At 53.0% G+C, this 20,498-nt stretch carries 15 protein-coding genes; all 15 read right to left on the bottom strand.

All coding sequences use genetic code 11. The features are described 5' to 3' along the window. Positions 1–125: 125 nt before the first annotated feature. The 15 genes from MSL71_RS12840 to tssB all read right to left on the bottom strand — a co-directional run bounded on the left by MSL71_RS12840 (position 126) and on the right by tssB (position 20,464). Positions 126–1,100, bottom strand: a complete 975-nt coding sequence (locus MSL71_RS12840; protein ID WP_180140911.1) for a pentapeptide repeat-containing protein — start codon at positions 1,098–1,100, stop codon at positions 126–128. 64 nt (positions 1,101–1,164) lie between these two features. Then, positions 1,165–4,206, bottom strand: a complete 3,042-nt coding sequence (locus tag MSL71_RS12835; protein ID WP_180140910.1) for a metallophosphoesterase — start codon at positions 4,204–4,206, stop codon at positions 1,165–1,167. A gap of 29 nt (positions 4,207–4,235) precedes the next feature. Continuing rightward, positions 4,236–4,871: a DUF4150 domain-containing protein gene (locus MSL71_RS12830; protein ID WP_180140908.1), complete on the bottom strand. Its 636-nt coding sequence runs from the start codon at positions 4,869–4,871 to the stop codon at positions 4,236–4,238. A 2-nt stretch (positions 4,872–4,873) separates the two neighbouring features. After that, positions 4,874–5,953: a beta-ketoacyl synthase N-terminal-like domain-containing protein gene (locus MSL71_RS12825; protein WP_180140906.1), complete on the bottom strand. Its 1,080-nt coding sequence runs from the start codon at positions 5,951–5,953 to the stop codon at positions 4,874–4,876. Beyond that, positions 5,943–6,962 carry a DUF2169 family type VI secretion system accessory protein gene (locus tag MSL71_RS12820; protein WP_180140904.1) on the bottom strand — a complete coding sequence of 340 codons (1,020 nt, stop codon included), beginning with the start codon at positions 6,960–6,962 and terminating at the stop codon, positions 5,943–5,945. Before MSL71_RS12820 ends, MSL71_RS12825 begins: the two co-directional genes overlap by 11 nt. A gap of 414 nt (positions 6,963–7,376) precedes the next feature. Then, the gene (locus MSL71_RS12815) at positions 7,377–7,880 is read right to left on the bottom strand and encodes a DUF6484 domain-containing protein (protein WP_180140903.1); all 504 of its coding nucleotides are present in this window, start codon (positions 7,878–7,880) and stop codon (positions 7,377–7,379) included. 11 nt (positions 7,881–7,891) lie between these two features. After that, a complete protein-coding gene (locus MSL71_RS12810; protein ID WP_180140902.1) occupies positions 7,892–8,551 on the bottom strand; it encodes a hypothetical protein in 660 nt (219 codons plus the stop codon). Between the two features lie 684 nt (positions 8,552–9,235). Continuing rightward, positions 9,236–11,335 (bottom strand): type VI secretion system Vgr family protein, encoded by a 2,100-nt coding sequence (locus MSL71_RS12805; protein ID WP_180140901.1) that lies wholly within the window; start codon positions 11,333–11,335, stop codon positions 9,236–9,238. Between the two features lie 194 nt (positions 11,336–11,529). Then, a complete protein-coding gene (gene tssH, locus MSL71_RS12800; protein ID WP_180140900.1) occupies positions 11,530–14,352 on the bottom strand; it encodes a type VI secretion system ATPase TssH in 2,823 nt (940 codons plus the stop codon). Positions 14,353–14,381: 29 nt separating this feature from the next. Continuing rightward, positions 14,382–15,386, bottom strand: coding sequence for a type VI secretion system baseplate subunit TssG (tssG, locus tag MSL71_RS12795; protein ID WP_180140899.1), 1,005 nt, complete (start codon positions 15,384–15,386; stop codon positions 14,382–14,384). Continuing rightward, positions 15,350–17,074: a type VI secretion system baseplate subunit TssF gene (gene tssF / locus MSL71_RS12790; protein ID WP_180140898.1), complete on the bottom strand. Its 1,725-nt coding sequence runs from the start codon at positions 17,072–17,074 to the stop codon at positions 15,350–15,352. The genes tssG and tssF overlap by 37 nt, the downstream gene beginning before the upstream one ends. 443 nt (positions 17,075–17,517) lie before the next feature. Further along, on the bottom strand, positions 17,518–17,931 hold the full coding sequence (tssE, locus tag MSL71_RS12785; RefSeq protein ID WP_180140896.1) for a type VI secretion system baseplate subunit TssE: 414 nt from the start codon (positions 17,929–17,931) through the stop codon (positions 17,518–17,520). A gap of 14 nt (positions 17,932–17,945) precedes the next feature. Then, entirely contained in the window at positions 17,946–18,431 is a 486-nt protein-coding gene (locus MSL71_RS12780) for an Hcp family type VI secretion system effector (protein WP_180140894.1), read from the bottom strand. A gap of 25 nt (positions 18,432–18,456) precedes the next feature. Continuing rightward, on the bottom strand, positions 18,457–19,944 hold the full coding sequence (gene tssC, locus MSL71_RS12775) for a type VI secretion system contractile sheath large subunit (RefSeq protein ID WP_180140893.1): 1,488 nt from the start codon (positions 19,942–19,944) through the stop codon (positions 18,457–18,459). A gap of 31 nt (positions 19,945–19,975) precedes the next feature. Next, positions 19,976–20,464 (bottom strand): type VI secretion system contractile sheath small subunit, encoded by a 489-nt coding sequence (tssB, locus tag MSL71_RS12770; protein WP_180140892.1) that lies wholly within the window; start codon positions 20,462–20,464, stop codon positions 19,976–19,978. Positions 20,465–20,498 lie beyond the last annotated feature (34 nt).

The following is a 20,498-nucleotide window of genomic DNA, read 5'->3' as shown; positions in this document are numbered from 1 at the left end:
TAGTTGCCAAAGCACTTCAGCCTGCACTATTCTTATGAGACGACAATTACCCTGACACAGAAATGTAAATGTCACTTTTTTCACAAGGCAAAAAGCATTCCAAAACAAAAGCACTCCATAATTACTTACTCAATTGGGAGAGATTTACCCTCGTATATTGTATCATCAAGTATTATTGTAGGATTATCCATAAACGTTAGCTTCTTGAATGATGTGCCATCTAATTTTGTATCTTTCAAAATTATCTTCCGTATAATTACGGAATTTGAGAAATCTGCTTCTGTCAAATCACAATGACCTAAATTCAATCCACTCAAATTGGAATTAGAAAAATTAGCACCTTTTAAATAAGCACTCTGTGCATCAAGAAGTTCAATATTCGAATTTGAAAAATCAGCGTTTTCCAAGTCAGCATCAAGCATAGAAACTCCGTACATATTACAATTACTGAAATTTATATCTTTTGCTTTCGCATCCAAAAAATCAGGATCGCTGAAAAGCCTCCCCTTAAATTTTGAGCCTGAAAAATTTGTTCGGATAAGAGTTGAATCACTAAAAGATGAACTCTCGACTATAGAACCCTGGACAATTGAATCCGTTAAATCTGATCCGATAAAATTGGTGTCGTTGATTACAATATTCAGAATTTTACTGTTCATGATTTTACAATCCTGAACTTCCGATTTAATAAAAACACCATCGTCAATCATTATTCCGATTAAATTCGATCTACCCAGTGTGGTTTTTTCAAATTGAATTTTATTGAATATTGATTCATGAAGATCAGCGTGCTTCATCTTACAATCCTCAAAAAAAACGGTACTAAATCGAGATTTTATAATCTTAACCTCGCTCATTTGACAGGCATTAAAAAAAGTATGGTCCAATGTCGCGCCGGAAAGGTCCGCTTTCTCCAAATTGCATTTTTTAAAAACAGTTTTCGTTAAATTTGAACCTTTAAGATTAGCTCCTGTCAAGATTGCTTCTTTTATTATCATTCCTCTTAAATCTGAATAAGAAAGATCAACCTCTTCACCTTTATAGGTCTCATTGAATTTTTTCTCACTTACCCTTAATATTTTTAAAGCATCGTTATCCATATTCTCTCCTCGGGTGCACGAAACGGTCAAAAAAAGCATTAAAACTATAAGAATTAGTTCTTTTTTAATATCCACAGACATCGTTATCCTTCCTTTTCTCAAAATCAGGAATGATCCTAAATTCCAATAGCATGCCCCTAAAATCATCTTTTATATACTCCTGATATTGCGGATTATAGGTTTTCTCAAACTTTTCTGCCAACCATTCTTTCGATGCTTCAAAAGCATTATTTGTTTTTATTTTTGCATATTCTTTGACATCTTCAAATCTCTGTTTCCCAATATTGATCTCACGATCCCAAAAATCTAACTCATTGAATGAATATCTTACAAATGCAAAATCGCTTTCATGTGTTGCAGCATTTTTCAATTTTCTAAAACATTTCTTTCCAATTTCCTGAACAACCCTTTTTTCATAAATATTATCAAAAACACTTTCCTGAACGAATTTAAAAAACTTATTTGAATATTCTTTTGAAACAAGTTGAACCGCACTATCACCGGGCAAAACACCTGTTTTGAAGGTGATATACTTTACCCTTGATGGAAATTCCATATATCCATAATAAGTAAAGGGTTCTGTACTAATAATCTGAATGGGTTTTTCTGTCTCATCCCAATCACTAAATTCTTCATAGCTATTGATATCTTCCAGTTTCATATCATCGATAAATATCTTCTGTTCCTCACACATCACTGCTTTTCTGGGTTTGTTTTTTTTATCATCAGTCACAACAGATTGGATTTTCAGTTTTCCAGTATCATCAAAAATTAGTAGGTTTCCACCAGGCCTATGTCTCTTGGCAGGTTTTCTGACCATATCACCTGCTTGCATATGACAATGAGGACACTCATTTGAGTTTATTGCTTCTTTTTTAGAATCATCTTGCCCAGAATAAAGCTGCTTTGTGTGTAACTCTTTTAGAGAAAAATCCCGTTCACAGTAGAACCCTGTGTTGTACTTATTTTCCTTAAAGCAAGCACAAATCATGGGGGCACCCGGTAGGTATTTAGGAAACGGACCACCGCTGGAGGTCACCATAGCAATATGTTCCGGTTCGATAAACTCTGTTCTGATCCTTTCTCCTGCAGCAAGTACAGTTGCATGGTCCTTTTTCTTTTCACCAACTTTCATCACTAAATTTCTGTGACTATGCCCTCCTACAGCGATATGAAGCTTGCCATTTTCAACATCTTTTATCACTTCATCTCGACGGTAATCGAACGTTCCGTAGCACAGTTCAGGTTCTTTCCACGAATAATCATTATTGATCTCTCCTACCGTCACATTGTCTTTAGGACATATTACTGTAGCATGAGTAAATAACATCCTTACCGCTGCGGGACGATTAATCCATGATTTGTAAATAGTAAAATTCTTAACAAGAAAAGGCATTTTCTTTTTTCTATAAGGGTCTGTCAGTTCAACTTCATTTCCATCTTCATCCTCGATTTTTACCGTTATGACATTACCCTGTTTGTCTTTATATTGTAGGGGCTTTTCATACTCATTTTTTTCTCGAAACAAATTGGCTGCGTGATGAAGTGAGCCTGGATGCCTTAAAGGGACTTTTTTACCGACCAAATTTTTAGTCACATCGTCAATACCCCCAATACGTGAAATATTTGCTCCCTCCCCCCAGTCAACCATAAACATGCTTTGATCTCCGTAGTCGATTACATAGTCTGGGAATGGGTTAATAAAGAACGTATACCACTCAACACATTTTGATGATGTTTTACTATTAAATACAAATTCTTTATTGCCATTATATCCTTTCCCGAAGCAAAGGGCATTTTCATATCGGGTTAGGTTCATATCATACACCCCATTCCAAGTAAGACCGAAAACCGGCCATGGAGCCATCGCATGCTTCACGTAGTCATGGTTACCCAACATTGTAAATATCGGTTTTCCATGTTTGGTATAAAGTTCAACAAGAAGCTTGTAAAAAAGAAACCAATTCCGATCTTCCAAATGATTCTCGTTATCTAAGGAAAACCATTCAGCCTTCAGTTCTTCCCAAACTTTAGATGGTGTTTTATCCTTATCTGAGAAAGTTTGATCTGTGTGGATGCCCTTATTAAAATCAATCAAGTCGCCTGTTACGACTAAGGCATCAGCCTTGCTTAGTAGCTTGCCACTGATACTCGTAAACGACTGGTTAAAATTCGCCACAAGATTTTTTATTGGCTGATAAAGTTCATCATTTTCCACAACCCGCTTATCATCTTTAATTCTAACCTGGCAGTTCTCTTTGACCTCAATAACACTTGCGACAGACTTGCTATAGAGTTCCATTCGAGTATCGAGATGAATATCGGTAATGTGGCCTATAGAAAGTCGATTTTTCTTTGAAATATATACTGGGTGATATAGCTTAACTAGTACATCCTGTGCTTCCGCCACATCACCTCCAAATTCTGAAAGTCTGGTTTTAACTTCTTTTTTTTCTTTTTTAAGAAGGTCTTTATACCATCCAGTTTCAATTTCCATCAAACTGGGTTTACCCTTAGACTTTTCATAAAGTTCTTTTTCGAGCCAAATGAAATTCAAAAGTTTTCCGGTGTTCCCCACCGTGCAGCAACCCGGTTCATACTTTAGATTAACTGCTATTTTATAAAGATACGTATACCCTTCCTTTTTGTACATTTCCAGGACCCAGGGGAAGGCATTCATGTGCGCTAATTGAATTTGAAAGTTATCACTTTCAATATTTTCTACATTAATTCGATTATCAGCATTAAAATATGCTTCGGATATTCGTATTAAACTGGTACTGTTCTTTGAATCTTGCAGACTCAAAAAATATTTTTTGTATAGATCGAGCATTTTATACCTCGACCTATCTCCAATAGTTGAATTTTGCTTCTTATCCCCATGAAGCATTCCCCATTCCACATATCGAAGATGAAATGCTACTTCAGCCAAACATAACCCATTATTTTTACATGCTACGACCATCTCAACCCATGCATTATCTCCTTCAATCTTAACTAAGGAAGGACACCCCAAGGACGGATATAATATTTTTGCATCACAGGGCTCATGAGAAACTATATACTTCTGATTATTTTTAATATTTACATTTTTTTCTATAGCCATTCCTTAGTCCCCCTACAACATGTGACCTATTATTCTTTTTCTTTCAAATCCATGTTGGGATTTTTTACAAACAGCTTCACGGTTTCCTTTTCTGAAAGGTGAACTATCTGCCCTATAGACTGAGTCACCAAAACACCTTTTTCGCCGTCAATCTCCACATCAAGCTCAAGTCCTTCCATGGGTTCCCCAAAGGGGTCGAGAAAACGCATTTCCACCTTCCCCTGTTCCGGTATCACCGGTGTCTCATCCATAATCTCCTGCACAAGGGGAGCCTGCATCAACGGGGCAGGAGGGGTGTTTTTGTTGTTGTGAATCATGGTGTCAAAGGCTCGTGCCACACCGTTTCCTTCCACCTGGACATCGAATGAAGAGCTGGTGAACTCCGCCTGCTTCTGGATGGTGCCGGATGCCGTTCCTTTCTTGTCTCCAGCTTCGTCGCCGATGCTTTTTTTGAAATTTGACTTAGCGTGTCCCAAGGGGTTGCCGTCTGCTTTGACAGTTTGAGCACCGCCGTCAAGATCAGACGACATGGCTGTGTTTACGTATGGAATGGGCACCACCACCGGACCGATCTGTGTGCGGCATATGTCCGGCGAAGCAACCGATGTGCCGCCGCTGCCCTTATGAACCACCGTTCGACCATTTGCACCTACCGTAACGCCCATCGTCAATCCCCCATGTTGAATGTCATGAAAAGAGCCCCCCTCTCACCGGAATCCGATGAAGAGAGAACCAGACACCGGCAATCGGTGTTGCCAAACCCGCCCCGGGCCATGGTGCGTGAAGCAAGGCACATGGAAACCAGGGCTGAAGCGGCTCCTGTGTCTCCGATATTCCGAGCGGGGCAGAGGATCTCTTTCTCCCCGGCCATCCGGCTGAAAACCCGTGCATGCATCATGGACATTTCATCAAAACGGTAAGGTTCTCCGTTCAAATCGGTAATGATCGCCCTGACATCCACGGGCCCGTCATCATCCTGCGGCAACAGAGTGAAAACGGTATCTGACAGTCCAGAACCAGCGTGTCTCCCTTCAAGGCAATGGTCTGACTCAAACCCGACGCCCACACCGTCTAAAATCCCCTGGATCGCCGCCTGTCGATTCTCGGCCCGGCTAAGCCCTTCCAGAAGTACGACCGCTGAGGCCTCTCCAGGGATCAATCCATCCGAATTGACCTCGGTCTTCAGCCGCTTCATCCGGTTCAACCTGGACAGGTTGGGAAAACCAAGAAGAGAATCTGCTCCGGCCACAAGGGCCTGTTCACACTGGCCAGTCTCAATTATTTCTGCTGCACGCTCCAACGCCATCAGGCCCGCGGCGTTGCCAAATGGGAATAAAGTAACCTCTCCCACATAGGGAAAGCGTTCTTTGTTTCTCGCGAAAAAATCGTCCATGGTCTCGTCGGGGAACAGATCCCTCTCTTTTCCGGGAAGGGCGAGGAACAAAGGAACGGCATCTGATTCGAAAAGCCCTGTGTTATCCGCGATATCTTCCAATGCATCACCCAGCAGCCTGCAAATTCGGCCTTCGGTCTCATCCACATCCCCATCAAAGACCGGGTGCCCCGTCACCAGTCCGTCTTCCCAGTCGTCATAACCTCCGGGTGAATCAGCATAAAAATTCTGAAGTTTTACAGGGCGTTTCAGGCCCGCTCGGATGGACGCGCAGGCGGTCTTGACGTCATGGCCCACCGAGGTGACCATGCCAAGCCCCGTAATGGCTATGGAATTGGAGCTGCTATCCGTCATGGCTGACTGTCACCTGTTTCAACTCGTCAAGGCGATCCGGCTTGGGATAAACAGATCGCCATACAATGGAAAACCTGTTTGCGTCCGGCTCGATCAAAAGGGTATCGAGCCGCACATCGGGTTTGTATGTCTGGTCACGGAGGATAAATGCCGATGTGAGATTGATTCCAGGAAGGTTAAACTGAATTTTTTCGTTATCCGGGTGAAGATTAACAAGGGTCACGACCTCATCCCCGGCGATCCACTCGTCAAGTGCGAGATCGGAGGAGCCTGTGTTGTAAAACCCGGGGTCAAAGTCCTCAGGCAAAAGGGGCATACGCCGCCGTTCCCATTCATCGTCATAGGTTCCGCACCGGGATCCCCTGGGCTCCCAGTGGGGTGACACAAACCCGTATCCTGCAGGGGACGGTTTGTCTTTCCATGCCTGTATCGAACGATTCGCCCACTCAAGGTTCGGCAACGGATGACCGTCCAGTGTTTTTTTTGTCCTTGCCATTCGAAACCCCGTCCCAACGGGATTTTCCAGGCAATGCCCCTGCTTTTTTGTCTTCTTGTGCGACGTGTCGGCACCACCGAAGGCTCTCTCATAGACAAGGGGCATTTTAATGAAAGGCAAAGGGGAGGTTTTGGTGACGACTCCGAGCCGATATCGCCAGGCACGATCTCCGTACACGCGCACACGTTTTTGATGCGGTCCAACCATCAAAGCGGTATCAAGCTTGCGGACCGCTTTTTTCCCGGGTGCATAGGCATGCCCGTTCAGCACAATATCCGTACCTTTTTTTTCCGGGACAAGATCTGAGGCGTACCGAAGGCTGCTGAGCCCCGGTTTTCCGTAATACTCATCGGCATAGCACAAGGGAAGCTGGTCGGGAGCATCCTGCACAAAGCCCTGTTCGTCATACAGAAAAGTCCCCTTGATGATGGCAACCGCCTGGCGGGTTCCGTGCTGATCACGAAGGACAAAGGTTTCTGCAGCATAGGGCGTTTTGTTGTGTAAGAGATGCATGGAAAAACAAGCCTTTTATGGTCAACGTCAGGTCTCAAAACGGAGTGTTCAACATTGCCTCCGGCGGCCCCGCCGGGGGCCAAGCTTTTGAAAAGCTTGACAAACAGGTTTTAAAATTTCCCAACACCTTTGGAGACAGTCCGGTTTAAGCTAAATAGTCAAGGAGTTACGATAACGAATCTTAGCCCTTGAAGGCTTGTCGCATCGCTCGTAAAAAACACCAGCATATGTTTCGGTCGAAGCCCGAGCCGAAAGGCCGTTGCAATGTGGCCCGAGGAACGAGGGACACATTGCAACGGCAGTCAGCTTTCGAGGTGTTTTCGATAATGTGGATTCGCCACCCTCGCCGCCGGAGGCAGGCTTTTCCTTGCACTTTAACCATAGAAGGCAAGCTGAATCGTTACTCCTGAACCTTTAGTTCAACTCAACACTGCCACCTTTGATTTTATTGGTACCCGAGGCCCTGGAAACAATCTCCCTGCCGCGAATCACGATGCGGCCCTCTTTTTTTATGGAAATGCTGCCCTCTCCGCATCTCAGCACCATCTCCTTGTCGGCTTCGACCACCTTACGCCCATTGCAGGAGCGATCTTCCATGGAGGAGGGCCGGCTATCCGCCTCCCCATCCAGGCAGACAAGGGTTTCCAAGACGTTTTCAAGGACGCCGACCACAATGGGCTTGTCTGCCCTGCCACCGTCAAACACCAGAAGCACTTCTCGCCCCACGAAGGAGTCCGACGAAAGCTCCAAGCGACTGATCCCTGAAAGCAACCTCGCCGGATACGGCCCCTCCCCGTCATAGGTTACAAGAATCTCACCCGGGTTTTTCGAGGATTCAATCCGCCCCGTCCTGGGATGGAGCAGAGCAAGGGTCCCCTCGTCCGCTATGTTCTTGTTCTGCCCGGATGTCTTAGTCATGACAGCCCTCTTTATCGCGCATGGCATGGTTCCATGATGTTTCCCCCGGCATACCATTCACCCGGTTCGAACCTGTCGGTGACTGCCTGGTTCCACGCTTCGTATTTTTCCAGTGCATTCAACTGGGCTTCGACAGGCATGCGGAGATCAAAGGAAAAGTCCACCGCGTAACGAATAGCGAGCTCTTCATAGGCTGCCTCGCGAACCCTTGCAGGAACCGACTCAGAGCCAAGGTTTTCGATCAGGCATTCAGGGGAGAACAGCCTGCCGTTTCGATACCGTCTGGACGAATCAAACCGCTCCCCGTGTTCCTGCACCCAGGAACGCCAATCTGTGGCCTGCCTGGACAGCCTCGTCACCGTCTCCCCCGGCTCTTTGCCGGGAGGCCAGAGCACCTCCCCCCGTGCAAGTTTCTCTTTTTCATCGTCAAACAGAAGATCTTCATCAACGGCTTCCGGGACAAAGACCGTTTCGTACAACGGGGCCCCTGTCACAAGATAAAGAGAAAGGGATGCCGCCTCGGCATGGTCTTCATGCTCAAGGGCTCGGATCAGAAGTGGAATCGCTGTGACATCACCCAACAGGCCCATGGCAAAAAGAACATCTTGGTCAACCGGCATTGTCTTCAGCAGGTCCAGGGCCTGCTTGTCCCCGCAAAGCCCACAACACATGGGCACTCCAGACAGCATCGCTTCATCAACTTCCTGCCCGGAACGAGCTCGGATAAGGGACACAGGGAATCGGTATGCCCCTTCTCCACCCTGTCCAAAGCAGTCCGCGTTCAAAAGATGCCGTGGGGGCTTAAGGGGCACAAACTCCTTGAGAATAATTGCCTTGGTTTCCTCATCAAGGCTTTCGCTGCCCAGCAATCCGCAAAGTTCGCCTGCCCACCCCTCGCACCTGCGATAACCCGCAAGTCGCGATGCAACCCGTGCTCGGGAAGCGTTAACGGGACCACTTTTCAACAGCCGCTCGAGACAATCCTCTTCGTCGCTTTTTCCAAGATCAACGCACAAGGCGTCGGAAATGGCTTGAAGACGGGATAGGTCCGATTCGTCCACATCACCGACCAGTTCACAGACATCTCCGTGAAGCCCATGCCGAACCAAAACCCTTGAAGCAGCGTAACATTCCCCTGCATCGCCTTGCCGGGCCTTCTCACGACATAACGCCAGGGCACTCTCCCCTCCGATAACCAAAGCATCCAGATGCGCCTCCAAGCGCCGCTCAAACGCAACAACGCGTCTCCAGGCCCCCCACTGGCGAGACACAAGGCGATGCCACTGCTCATAGAGCATGGACGACTCCTCGAGATGCTCCGCATACAGGCTAAGGTTTAAATCCGTTGTCATGCATTAATTCCCGGTGATGTTCTGGCCTTTGGTCACCAGTTTTCCGCTTGCATTGATCTTGATATCCCCGCCGCTGATCAATACGGTGCCGTCTTTTTTCATGGTGATACTCGAACTTCCGCAGACAAAGGTGATCTGGTCTTCCGTGGTCAACACGGTCTTTTTCCCCACCATCACGGAGAGATCCGCGCCGACACTCACACCGGTTTTGTCCCCCACATCAAGGGTCAATTTCTGTCCGATGGTTTCCGTCATATTCTTCCCGACGTCCGTAACGCCGTTGCTCCCTATGCTCAGGGTCCTGTCTGCTCCAATGTTAACCGTTTCGTTTTCTCCCACGCTTTCCTGGCTGTTTTTCCCGACGGATACGGTTTTGTTCTCCACCGTGCTCTCATCCAGGTTCTTGCCCACGGACACCGCCATGTTCTCCCCCACGGATTCCGTGTGGTTCTTGGCAACGCTGATGTCCTTGTTGTTGCCGATGGATTCCTGCTGGTCGTTGCCCACGGTTTTGCGGCGGTCGTTGTCTACGGCAAGGGTCTCATCGTGGCCGATGTGCTGGCCTTTGTCGTTTTTGATCTCGATGTTCCAGTCTTTTTCGCCGTGGATGTAGATCTCCTCCTCGCCCTTTAAGTCCTCAAACCGCAGCTCGTTGAACCCGTCACCGTTGGGGGTGGAGCGGGTCTTGATGGTGCTTTTGGTCTTCTCGGCAGGGAGGGGATACGGGGGCATGTTGGCCCCGTTGTAGACGGCACCGGTGACGATGGGACGGTCCGGGTCGCCATCGATGAAGCTGACGATGACCTCCTGGCCGATGCGGGGGATGAACACCGCTCCCCAACCCGGGCCGCTCAGGGACTGGGCCACGCGCATCCAGCAGCTGCTCCGGGCGTCCCGGTTGCCAAGGCGATCCCAGTGGTACTGCACCTTGATGCGACCGTAGGAGTCGGTATAGATCTCCTTGCCTTCGGGGCCGGTGACCACGGCGGTCTGGACCCCGCTCACCGTGGGCTTGGTGATGGGGGCCGGTCGAAAGGGGATCTCGGAGGGGATGCAGGAAAAGGTATTGGCGTAGGTGTTGCCCTTGCCGTTGGGGGCCAGCTCCTGAAGGGACTGGGGCTGGGTGCCACGATGGGTGATGCGGGTGAGAAGGTACTCCCGGTTGCTCTCATCGTAGGGGTAATGAGCCAGGGAAAAGAGGTGGCCCACGGCAAAGCCTCTGCAAAGGCTCTTGCCCGTGTATTCGTTTTTGTTCAGCCGCGCCCTTTCAAGGCCCACGGCGGCCAGGCGGGTCCCTGTGGCTTCGTCGGTAAGAAGACCGGGGTAATCGTAGAGTTCCAGATTCTCATAGCTCTCTGCCGGTTTCTCCGCAGACGGCCTGTAAGAGGGGGTCTTAAACGCATAATCCTTGAGCACGTGTTTTCCCGAAACCACGTTTTCGGCCACAAGAAACTCGTTGACGTACTCCATCTGGTCCACCAGCTGTCCCGGCGGGGTAAAGAGCACCTCGGCCTTTCCGGCGATGGGCTTGTGGCACGCCGGGGTATCTCCGAACACCAGCACATGGTCGGCCTCGGTGAATTCGTAGTAAAAGAAAATCCCCTCCTCGGCCAGGAGCCTTGCCACAAAATCCCAGTTGGTCTCCCGGTACTGAACGCAGTACTCCCTGGGAGAATAGGTGCGGTGGGTCCTGAACTCAAAGGTGTTGGCCTGCATGCCGCCTGTCTGGAGGACCTCCGCAACAATCTCGGGCACGGTTTTTTCCTGAAAAATCCGGATATCCGAGATAAGGGTCTGCTCCCAGGCCCGGGGAACAAGGGTTACCCCGTAGAGATAGAAGCGCCCCCTTTTCTCCAGCTCTTCAAAACGGCTGACCACCCCGTGGACATACCGCTCCTGCTTTCGACCGATGAGGGTAACAAGCCCCTCATGCCCTGTAAAATCAGAGCTGAGCCGACGTTTTTCCGAGACCACCGTGGCCTGCACCGAGAAATGATCGGAAACGGCCTCAGCCGCAGAGAGCGTGTACACGTCCAGCTTCGTCCCGTTCAGTGTGCAGTCGAACTGCCGCATGGTTTCGAATATCTCTACCGGTGAGATCATCGTTTTCCTCCCGTGCATGGTGAATGCCTCCGGCGGCCCTGCCGGGGGCCAACCTTTTGATCCGCCTTCGCCCAAGGGCTACGGCGCGACAAGAACATTTGACAAACAGGTTTGGGGTGATTTTATGAACCTCTTCACGGATGTTTTTCCCCGAGGAACGAGGGGAAAGCATCCGCAACCTGGGGTCCAGGGACTCAACCCCTGGCCGCCGGAGACTTCCTTTTTCCATCCGCTTTAACCAAAGAAGGCAGACACACAAAAGTGCCATCCGCGTCCGTGTCCAGGATCATCTCTGCGGGCAGCTCTCCTTCGCTCATACGCTCCAGGAGTTCCCGGGAAATCAGGGGCAGCACCGTGCCGTTCATGATGTGGTCGATATTGCGGGCACCGGTCTCCACCTCCACGCACCGGGCCGCGATCTGGTCGATGACAGAGGGCGCCACGGTCAGGGCGATGTCGTGGGTCTCCCGCAGGCGGTCCGCGACCTTGTTGAGCTTGATGCCCACCACCTCCTGCATCACATCCGCGGGCAGGGGCAAGAACGGGACGATGCTCATGCGGGCCAGAAGGGCCGGTTTGAAATGCTGGCTCAGGGTCGGCCGAATGGCGGTGATCAGCTCCTCGGCCTCAGGAAGAGCCCCGGACTCTGCGGCGCCGGAGATGAGCTCTGAAGCCAGGTTGCTGGTGAGGAAAATCACGGTGTTGCTGAAGTTGATGAGGCGCCCCTCGCCGTCGGAGAGAGCCCCTTTGTCAAAGACCTGGTAGAAGAGGTTCATCACCTCGTCATTGGCTTTTTCCGCTTCGTCTAAAAGCACCACGGAATAGGGTCTCTGGCGGACAGCTTCGGTGAGAATTCCCCCCTCTCCGTAGCCCACGTAGCCCGGAGGCGAGCCGATGAGACGGCTCACCGTGTGTTTTTCCTGGAACTCGCTCATGTTGACGGAGATGGTGGAGCGCTCGCCCCCAAACAGAAGGTCGGCCACGGCCAGGCCCGTCTCGGTTTTGCCCACGCCACTGGGCCCGGTGAGGAGAAACACGCCCAGGGGCTGCTCCGGGTCTCCCAGACCGGCCTTGGAGGCCTTGATTACCCGGGAGATGGCCTTGATGGCCTCATCCTGGCCCTTGATGCGGGCCTTTAAGTCCTCTTCCATGTGAATGATGGTCCTGGCCTCGTCGTGCATCACCTTGCCCGCGGGAATACCGGTCCAGTCCGAGACGACCTCGGAGACGATGCCGGGATCCACCTCGGTGCGCACCAGGGGATCGGTGCCCTGGATGGCGGCAAGCTCAGATGCCTTCGTGTCCAAGAGCGCCTGCAGCGCCTCCACGGACAGGGCGACCTCGGGCTCATCGCCTGAAGTTTCTCCCTGGGCTGGCTCGACGGGTAAAGGCGAGGCGTCCATGGCTGCATCGGTCTGGTCTGTGACAGTCCCTTCCGGCTCAGCCCCTTCTGTCTCAAGCACTTCCGTTTCGAGTACCGGTGTTCCCTGGGCCACTTGCGCATCCAGTGCCGTTACCCTCTCCCAGTATTGCGTCCTCAGGTCGATGAGCTCCGCGGCCAGGGCCTGCTCCATGGCCCAGCGGGCCGTCACCTCGGTGAGCCGGGTCTCCAGGGCTTCGATCTCAATCTCCACGGCCGCAAGCCGTTCGGTATCCGGGTCAGACCCGTAGACTCCGTCCCGACCCAGGGCCTCTTTTTCGCGCTGCGCGGCCTGGAGCGTTCGTTCGATATCCTCCACGGCCCCCGGCTTTGCCGTGAGCAGTACCTTGACCCGGGCTGCGCTTGTGTCGAGGAGATCAATGGCCTTGTCCGGAAGATAGCGCCCTGAAATGTACCGGGCGGAAAGCTCGGCAGCGGCCTTGACCGCATCATCCCGGATCACCACCCCGTGGCTCTTTTCATAGTTGGCCTTGAGGCCCCTTAAGATCAGGGTGGCGGTCTCCTCCGACGGCTCGTCCAGATACACCAACTGAAACCGCCGGGCCAGGGCCGCGTCTTTTTCAAAGTATTTCTTGTACTCGGACCAGGTGGTGGCGGCCACGGTCCGCAGCTCCCCCCTTGCCAGTGCAGGTTTCAACAGGTTGGCGGCATCGCTTCCCCCGGCGGAGCCCCCGGCCCCGATCATGGTGTGGGCCTCGTCGATGAAGAGGATGATGGGGGTTTCAGAAGCCTTGACCTCCTCGATCACCTGCTTGAGGCGATTTTCAAACTCCCCTTTAACACCGGCCCCGGCCTGGAGGAGCCCCATATCAAGGCCCATGAGGGTGACGTTTTTCAGAAAATCAGGCACATCCCCTTCCACGATGCGCAGGGCCAGTCCTTCGACAATGGCGGTCTTGCCCACACCGGCCTCCCCCACCACGATGGGGTTGTTTTTCCGCCTTCGGGCAAAGATGTCCACCACCTGGCGAATCTCCACATCACGGCCGAACACCGGATCGATCTTTCCGGCCCGGGCCTTGGCGGTAAAATCCTCGCAGTACTTGGACAGGGCACCGCCCTTGGGGGTGTCGGCGGCATCGGAAGGCGCGCCCTTCCCAGCCTCCACCGAGCCTTTGGTCAATGAGGCAAACCCCTTGGCAAGCTCTTCTCGGTTGACCTTAAGCAGCAAATCCCCAATCTCCACGGTGGAAAACTGCGTGGGCCGGTTCAAAAAGGCGAGCAGGAGCACCCCTGAACGAATCCGGGACTCGCCCATCTCCACCGAACCGATGAGCTGGGCCTCCTGGAACCAGTCCATCAACCGGGGAGAAAACACCGGTTTGGCTCCGTTTCCCGTGGAAAATTCCTCCAGGGTTTGATCCAGGTTCCTTCGCAATTCATCCACCCCTACCCCGCTTTGTGTCAGAATCCGGGAGATATCGGACAAAGGCTCGTCCAGAAGCTGCCACAAAAGGTGCTCCACCGTCACCTCGTAATGGGTTCGGGACACACACACGCCCGCAGCAGCCTCAAGGGCCTTCCTGCAGCATGGGTTCAGCCGGTTCAACAAGGACTTCATGTCAACGGTGATCATTATCTATTCCCATGGTTGCCATTGAATCGTTACGGGTAAAACCGGGTGACAAGCTCCCCGGCGCTCTCCCCTGAAAACAGCCAGGTATCCAGCCCCAGGCTTGCCCACCGCGTATGACCGGGCCGGGCGGTCTCTTTTTTTGCGTCGTCTTTCATCACCACATCCAGGACAAAGGTCACCGGGGAAGAGAGGTAAAACCGGGTGAGGTCCACTACCAACCGGTAGCCGTCCGTTCCAGGGAGAAATCCTCGGTATGCCGCTTCCGAAATGGGTCCGATACGAATGAGGATGGCGCCCGTGCCGTCGTCAAACTCCGTCCCCAGGTAGCTCGTCTCCCCCAGGATATTGCCGGAGAGCCCCAGTACACATTGCTGGTCCGCACCGATGGGCACCTTCTGTTTCAGGGCCTGGACCACCTTCACCGGAAGCCCGCCCAGGGCATCGGTGAGGAGGGTCTTCAATCCTGAAGCCGACCTGTTCTTCTGGGAAAGGAGCCCGCTGTAGCGCACCAGGCCCCAGGGCGTATCCAACCCGGCCCTCAGGGCTTTGCGTCCCAGGCCGGAGAGACTGAAAAACCGGTCTGCGTAAGGGACATCGTCCTCTTCCATCACCTTCATCATGGCCTGGGACCTGGCCCACCCGTCGTAGAGCAGCTCGTAGAGGCGCTGGTTGATGATGTCCAGAAAATCCCGCGCAGCGTCGTGGTCCCACTCCCGTCCCTCAAGGAGGTCTTCGGTGTAAAAAACCGGCAGGGGCGATCCGGTGCCGTAAAGACCTAAAATATTGGCCGTCAGAAGCCACTGACCTGCGGAGGTCTCTTCAATTCGCTCAATTCCCGGCCCGGCAAAGGAGAGGGAGAGACTGGGCCTGACCCGAAAGACATCCACGGGCCTTGACCCGTTGATGCGGTCGCCCCCCTCTTCGGCGGTGAGGTTCTTTAAGTGTCGCACGGCCTGGAAAAATGAGAACGAGCGCCCCCGGGAGAGGAGCGCCGCCCTTATCCCAGGGCCTCCTCCCCCATTCGTTCCTGCCATGTAAAGACCTCCCCGGTCCCGACTTCGGTGACCACGAGCTGTGTGAATGTATTCAAGGCCGCAGAGAGCCCCAGAAACCGGTCCAGAACCGTAGAAAACAGGTACAGGTCCCCCATGCCGGCAAAATGATCCCTTCGCATGGCCACCCGATACAGAACCCCGCTGACCATCACCCCCCGAAACAGGCGACGGGTGTTCTCGGTCTCCAGCCCCACGATGCCGTCGATGCGTTTTTCACTTGCCGCAAACACCCGCCTTCCGCCGTGGCCGTCCAGCAAAAACAGGCCCAGCATGGCTTTGAAGTTCTCAAGGCGGCTCAGGCAGAACTGGTTGAGATTCATCATGGAGATGAGCGGCCACAGAGCGTTGGTCCCCAGGGGAGGCAGCACAGCAGAGGTGGGCTTTCGAAGGTTGCGAAACGCAACCCCTTCGGGCGACCTGGTGGTTGCCACACTGATGTCCCCTGCCAGGAGTTGCTCCGGGAGAAAACCGTTGGTGCAGAGCACGTCAAAGGAGAGGGACTTGAACTCCGGCATCTCCCTGCCCCCGGGGGTGGCGATGGAGATGCTCACGTCCATGGCCTGCCTCACCGGAGAGGTGGTGAGAATTTCGCTGTACACCACGTCCGTCTCGTCGATGGCCAGGCTGTGAAAGGGCTTCATGGGACGCACCTCGCCACTGCCCGCCATGTACGCGGACACCCCCACAAGGGAGTACACTTGGTAGTGGGAAAGATCCGGGGCTGTGGGCCTTACGCGGTATTCGTTTTTTTCAGCCCTGAGCAGCACCGGGTCCGCATCGTGGGAGAACACATTGACCGCCGGGGCCACCGAGAGCATAAACCGGGAGGCGTCCACCCGCAGGGGAACCTCCGGGGCCGCCTCCAACTCGAACCAGATATCCACCTCTCCGTCGTCCTTGGGCGCCCTCCAATCCGAGAGCCCCGTCAACTCAACAAAAAGAAATTTTTCAGGAAGCACAAAGAACTCTTGAAGAAGGCGGTACCCGTCAAAGGAGGTGGACGGCCAGGGAATCAGGGACTCCTCCTCGGAAAAGCCCTTTGGCCTCAGGCTCTCGGGCCCAAGGACAACGCCATCAGGGAGGGAACCGTCACCCACCACCACCCGACGCAAACCAGTGAGCAGCAGGCAGTAAAGATCCGACGCCTCGGCGTACCCTCCGCCGATATAAAACCGCAGGCTGTCGGCTTTCCAGTCATCGCGGCCCGTGGCGGAAAGGGTCACCCGGATACCTGCCGTGCCGTCCGCCGTCTCCTCATACCCCGCCCGAACCACGCTCACCGGAGGCAACACCACATCGGTGCAGGTGCGAAAACGGCAGGCGGTACCGTCCACGGCCACGGAGTCCACCTCCGCACCGGAGGAAACCGAGGCCACCGCATCCGTCCCTTCCCCGGGTGAAAAGACCATCATGGTGGTGGCCGGAATGGGTCGAAGGTAATGGGGCCATACCTGACGGATGACGTTGTGGATGATCTCCGGGAACTCATCGTCGATCTTCTGCCGAATGGACCCGGTGAGAAAGGCGACCCCCTCCAGGAGGCGATCCACATCAGGATCCGCCGACGGCTCGCCCAGCATGGGGGCAATGGCCGGGTTTTCCCGGGCAAAGGCCGTCCCGATCTCCTTCAGGTGGCTCAGCTCATTTTGAAAATAGTAATTAAACAAAAAAATTCCTCATCTCATAAAAATAACCTAAGGCACATCCTCACCATTCACGTGTCTCAATATCCCTTGAATACTCTTTTCACTGATGCCGCCCGCCAATACCCAACCAAACAAGATAAAGGCCAATCTGCGGCACGTTCCCGTTCTCCCTGCCTGCCCTGTTTTTCAAATGTACCCGGAAAGGCAGGTCGTCAAGCGTTCACTCGTTGCGTAAACCATCTATCAACGGAACCATGTGATGGTTCACCCTTGATTTCCTCCCCTGTTTCAGGGTAATTACTCTTGGTGGAGAGCCTGCCACCGACATCGGCGGCAGGCTCGGTTCAGTCTGTCCCCGGGACTGTGTTCGCCGCTTCGTTCGGATGCGCCGCATAGAGCCGGGTGATTGCGGTCACCCCGCCCCTTGGCGCACCCGCGGCGTCGACAGGCCCGGGAGGCAGACCTCACGTCCGAACGGTCATCTTTCCGTAGGTATCCACCGAACTTTCCAGGATAATATCCTGATCCCCTTCTCCCATATTCAACCGAGCGTCGATCCGAAAAAAAAGGCGAAGTGTCCGGTCATCCTGGAACACAAAGTTGACGTCCACCTGGGAAAGCCGTGGTTCATAGGTTTCGATGGTTCGTGAGATGGTCTTTTCCATGTCCTGGACGGAGTCGGGATAGGTGACCTTCAAATCCGACAGGTCGGGCAAACCGAACTGGCCGTCCATGAGCGTCGTGCCAACCCTTGAGTTAAGCAAAAGCTGGAGATGCTTCACCACGGATTTTACCCGTGTTCCGACATGGTCCCTCGCACGCTCTCCGGGAGCGTTCTGCCATTGCCGAAGGCGTTCAAGAAGTCTCAAATCACTCACATCGCCCCCTCACGTTAGACCGGAATCTTCCATGAATCTTCGGACTCGATCCCGTCCACTTCCCAGGTCCACTTGATCTTGGAGTAGGTGAACTTGAGTTCCTCCATGTGACGGAAGGGCTCGTTCTCCGCAAGGAAGGCCATGGGCATGTAGGGCTTCATCTCTACGATGATGGCGTCTTCCAGGACGATGGAGAAGTAATGCTCCTCGGCCCCGGTGGGATCGATGCGAAACTTCTTGAGGACAACGTTGGACAACTGCTCTCCGGTGCAAAGGGCCTGATACAGCTTGGGAGAGGACTTGTCGATCTCCTTGACCACGGTCAGGGGACCATGGATACGTTTTCCGCTCGGGAGCCCGGACTGGGGATCCCTTGGAATATGCACTTTGTGATCAAAGGCATAAACCAGCATCGTGTTCTCGCGACCTTCCATATCGCAAGAGCCGTCAATCTTCCCTTGCGTATTTCCGGTCACTTCCATGTGCGATGTCATTGGCATAAGCATTTCCTCCGTTGTTTAAGGATTATTCTTTGTCCAGTTTGCCAACCAGGGACAAAGTAAATGATGCGCCCATGTACTTGAAATGAGGGCACACCTTCAAACCGACTTTGTACCATCCGGGCTCACCCGGAACGTCATCAACGGTGATCTCGGCCTTGCGCAAGGGGCGCCTGCTCCGAACGCCGGGAAGGGGGTTGTCCATGTCCACCACGTACTGCCGGATCCAGTCGTTGAGCTCACGCTGCAGGTCCACGCGCTCCTTCCAGACCCCGATGTTCTCCCGCTGGATCACCTTCAGGTAATGGGCCAGCCGGTTGATCACCAGCATGTAGGGCAGCTGGGTCCCCAGGCGGAAATTGGTCTCGGAGGCTTTGCCTTCAGCGGTGTTGGGAAATTTCTTGGCCTTCTGGATGGAGTTGGCAGAGAAAAATGCGGCGTTGTCGCTGCCTTTTCTCATGGAGAGGCCGATAAAGCCCTCTTCTGCCAGCTCGAACTCCCGTCGTTCGGAGAGCAGCACCTCGGTGGGAATCTTGTTCTGGATGGCCCCCATGTCTTCGAAGTAGTGAAGGGGAAGATCTTCTACGGCGCCGCCCCCCTTGGGGCCGATGATGTTGGTGCACCACCGGTACCGGGCAAAGCTTTCGGAAAACTTGGTGGCAAAGGCAAAGGCGACGTTTCCCCAGAGATAACTTTCGTTGTCCAGGGAGACATCCTCTTCGTAGTCGAAGGATTTCACCGGCTCGGTATCCTTGCCGTAGGGAAGCCTCAGAAGGAACCGGGGCATCACCAGTCCGATGTAACGGGCGTCCTCGGACTCCCTCAGAGACTTCCACCGTGCGTACTGGGGGCCTTCGAACAGGGACCGGAGGTCCTTGATCTGGGAGAGTCCTGCAAAGGAATCCAAACCGAACATGGACGGCGCCACAGCTCCGATAAAGGGAGCATGGGCCATGGCGGCCACGCTGCCCAGGTAGCCCAGCAGCTTGATGTCCCGGGCCGAGGACCCGAACTCGTAGTTGCCGATCATGGTGGCGTAAGGCTCACCACCGAACTGCCCGTACTCCTCGGTGTAGACCCTTTTGTACAGCCCGGACTTAATCACCTCCGGCGAGTCCTCGAAATCGTCGAGGAGCTCTTCTTTGGTCACGTTGAGGATCTCAAGCTTGTTGTTCTCCCGGAAGTCCGTCCGGTCCACGAGGAACTTCAGGGACCGCCAGAGGGACTCCACCTTCTGGAACGCCTCGTGATGAATGATCTCATCGAGTTGGAGGCTGATCTGGCGATCCAGCTCCGCGATCATGTCGTCCACCACCGATTTGGTCACCTTCTCGATGCCTGCGTCGGGGGAGGCAATTTTCGCGATAAGCGCATGGAGCCCCTGCATGGTCAGGGCGTAGGCATCGTCCTCGGGCTTGATATGGGTGGACTCGATGATATCGTCCAGAAGGGACGCTCCCTCCAGGGTGGCCTCCGCCTCAGGGGTTTCTACAGATTCCCGTACCTCACTCATGATGATCCTCCTTTAAACATGCGTGCAAAACTTACTCTTCATTGAGTCCGAGTTCTTTCAGGAGCTTCTCGCGCTGGGTCTCATCGCTGATGAGTTCCTGGATGGTGTTGCGAAACTCCGGAATGTTGCTCAAGGGCCCTTTAAGGGCCTGGAGCGCTTCCCGCAGCTTCATGAGTTTCTGAAGCTCCGGCACCTTCTCGGCCACGGCTTCCGGGCCGAAGTCCTTCATGTTCTTAAAATCGAGGCTGACGCTCATCTCCGCGTCCGGGTCCTCCGAGAGCTTGTTGGGAACGCTCAGGTCCACCGACACGTTCTGGGCACCCAGCACCTCGTTGAAATTATCCTTGTCGATGGCGATGGAATCCCGGTCTTCGATGCGTTTTTCCCGGCCCGATTCGGAAAAATGCCCCAGCACCAGCTGCTTCATGGGCAGCTCCACCGCTTCTTCTGCGTCGCCCACCGAGGTCTTGTACACGATGTTCACGCGCTCTTTGGGTGCAACGGATGCGTCTTTTGCCATGTCCTACCCCCATTTCATGTTTAATAAGGTATTG

It is taken from the genome of Desulfoluna butyratoxydans, from assembly GCF_900699765.1.
GTDB classification, from domain to species: domain Bacteria; phylum Desulfobacterota; class Desulfobacteria; order Desulfobacterales; family Desulfolunaceae; genus Desulfoluna; species Desulfoluna butyratoxydans.
The sequence above is the reverse complement of the archived record's forward strand: the minus strand, read 5'-3'. Positions and strand labels throughout refer to the sequence as shown.

Excerpts from the sequence above, each read along its gene's own strand:
- MSL71_RS12810 (WP_180140902.1), bottom strand. The coding sequence starts at position 8,551 with ATGTGTTGTGGGCTTTGCGGGGACAAGCAGGCCCTGGACCTGCTGAAG.
- MSL71_RS12805 (WP_180140901.1), bottom strand. The coding sequence starts at position 11,335 with ATGATCTCACCGGTAGAGATATTCGAAACCATGCGGCAGTTCGACTGC.
- tssB (WP_180140892.1), bottom strand. The coding sequence starts at position 20,464 with ATGGCAAAAGACGCATCCGTTGCACCCAAAGAGCGCGTGAACATCGTG.
- MSL71_RS12820 (WP_180140904.1), bottom strand. The coding sequence starts at position 6,962 with ATGCATCTCTTACACAACAAAACGCCCTATGCTGCAGAAACCTTTGTC.
- tssG (WP_180140899.1), bottom strand. The coding sequence starts at position 15,386 with ATGGCAGGAACGAATGGGGGAGGAGGCCCTGGGATAAGGGCGGCGCTC.
- tssH (WP_180140900.1), bottom strand. The coding sequence starts at position 14,352 with ATGATCACCGTTGACATGAAGTCCTTGTTGAACCGGCTGAACCCATGC.
- MSL71_RS12815 (WP_180140903.1), bottom strand. The coding sequence starts at position 7,880 with ATGACTAAGACATCCGGGCAGAACAAGAACATAGCGGACGAGGGGACC.
- MSL71_RS12830 (WP_180140908.1), bottom strand. The coding sequence starts at position 4,871 with ATGGGCGTTACGGTAGGTGCAAATGGTCGAACGGTGGTTCATAAGGGC.
- tssC (WP_180140893.1), bottom strand. The coding sequence starts at position 19,944 with ATGAGTGAGGTACGGGAATCTGTAGAAACCCCTGAGGCGGAGGCCACC.
- MSL71_RS12780 (WP_180140894.1), bottom strand. The coding sequence starts at position 18,431 with ATGCCAATGACATCGCACATGGAAGTGACCGGAAATACGCAAGGGAAG.
- MSL71_RS12840 (WP_180140911.1), bottom strand. The coding sequence starts at position 1,100 with ATGGATAACGATGCTTTAAAAATATTAAGGGTAAGTGAGAAAAAATTC.
- MSL71_RS12825 (WP_180140906.1), bottom strand. The coding sequence starts at position 5,953 with ATGACGGATAGCAGCTCCAATTCCATAGCCATTACGGGGCTTGGCATG.
- MSL71_RS12835 (WP_180140910.1), bottom strand. The coding sequence starts at position 4,206 with ATGGCTATAGAAAAAAATGTAAATATTAAAAATAATCAGAAGTATATA.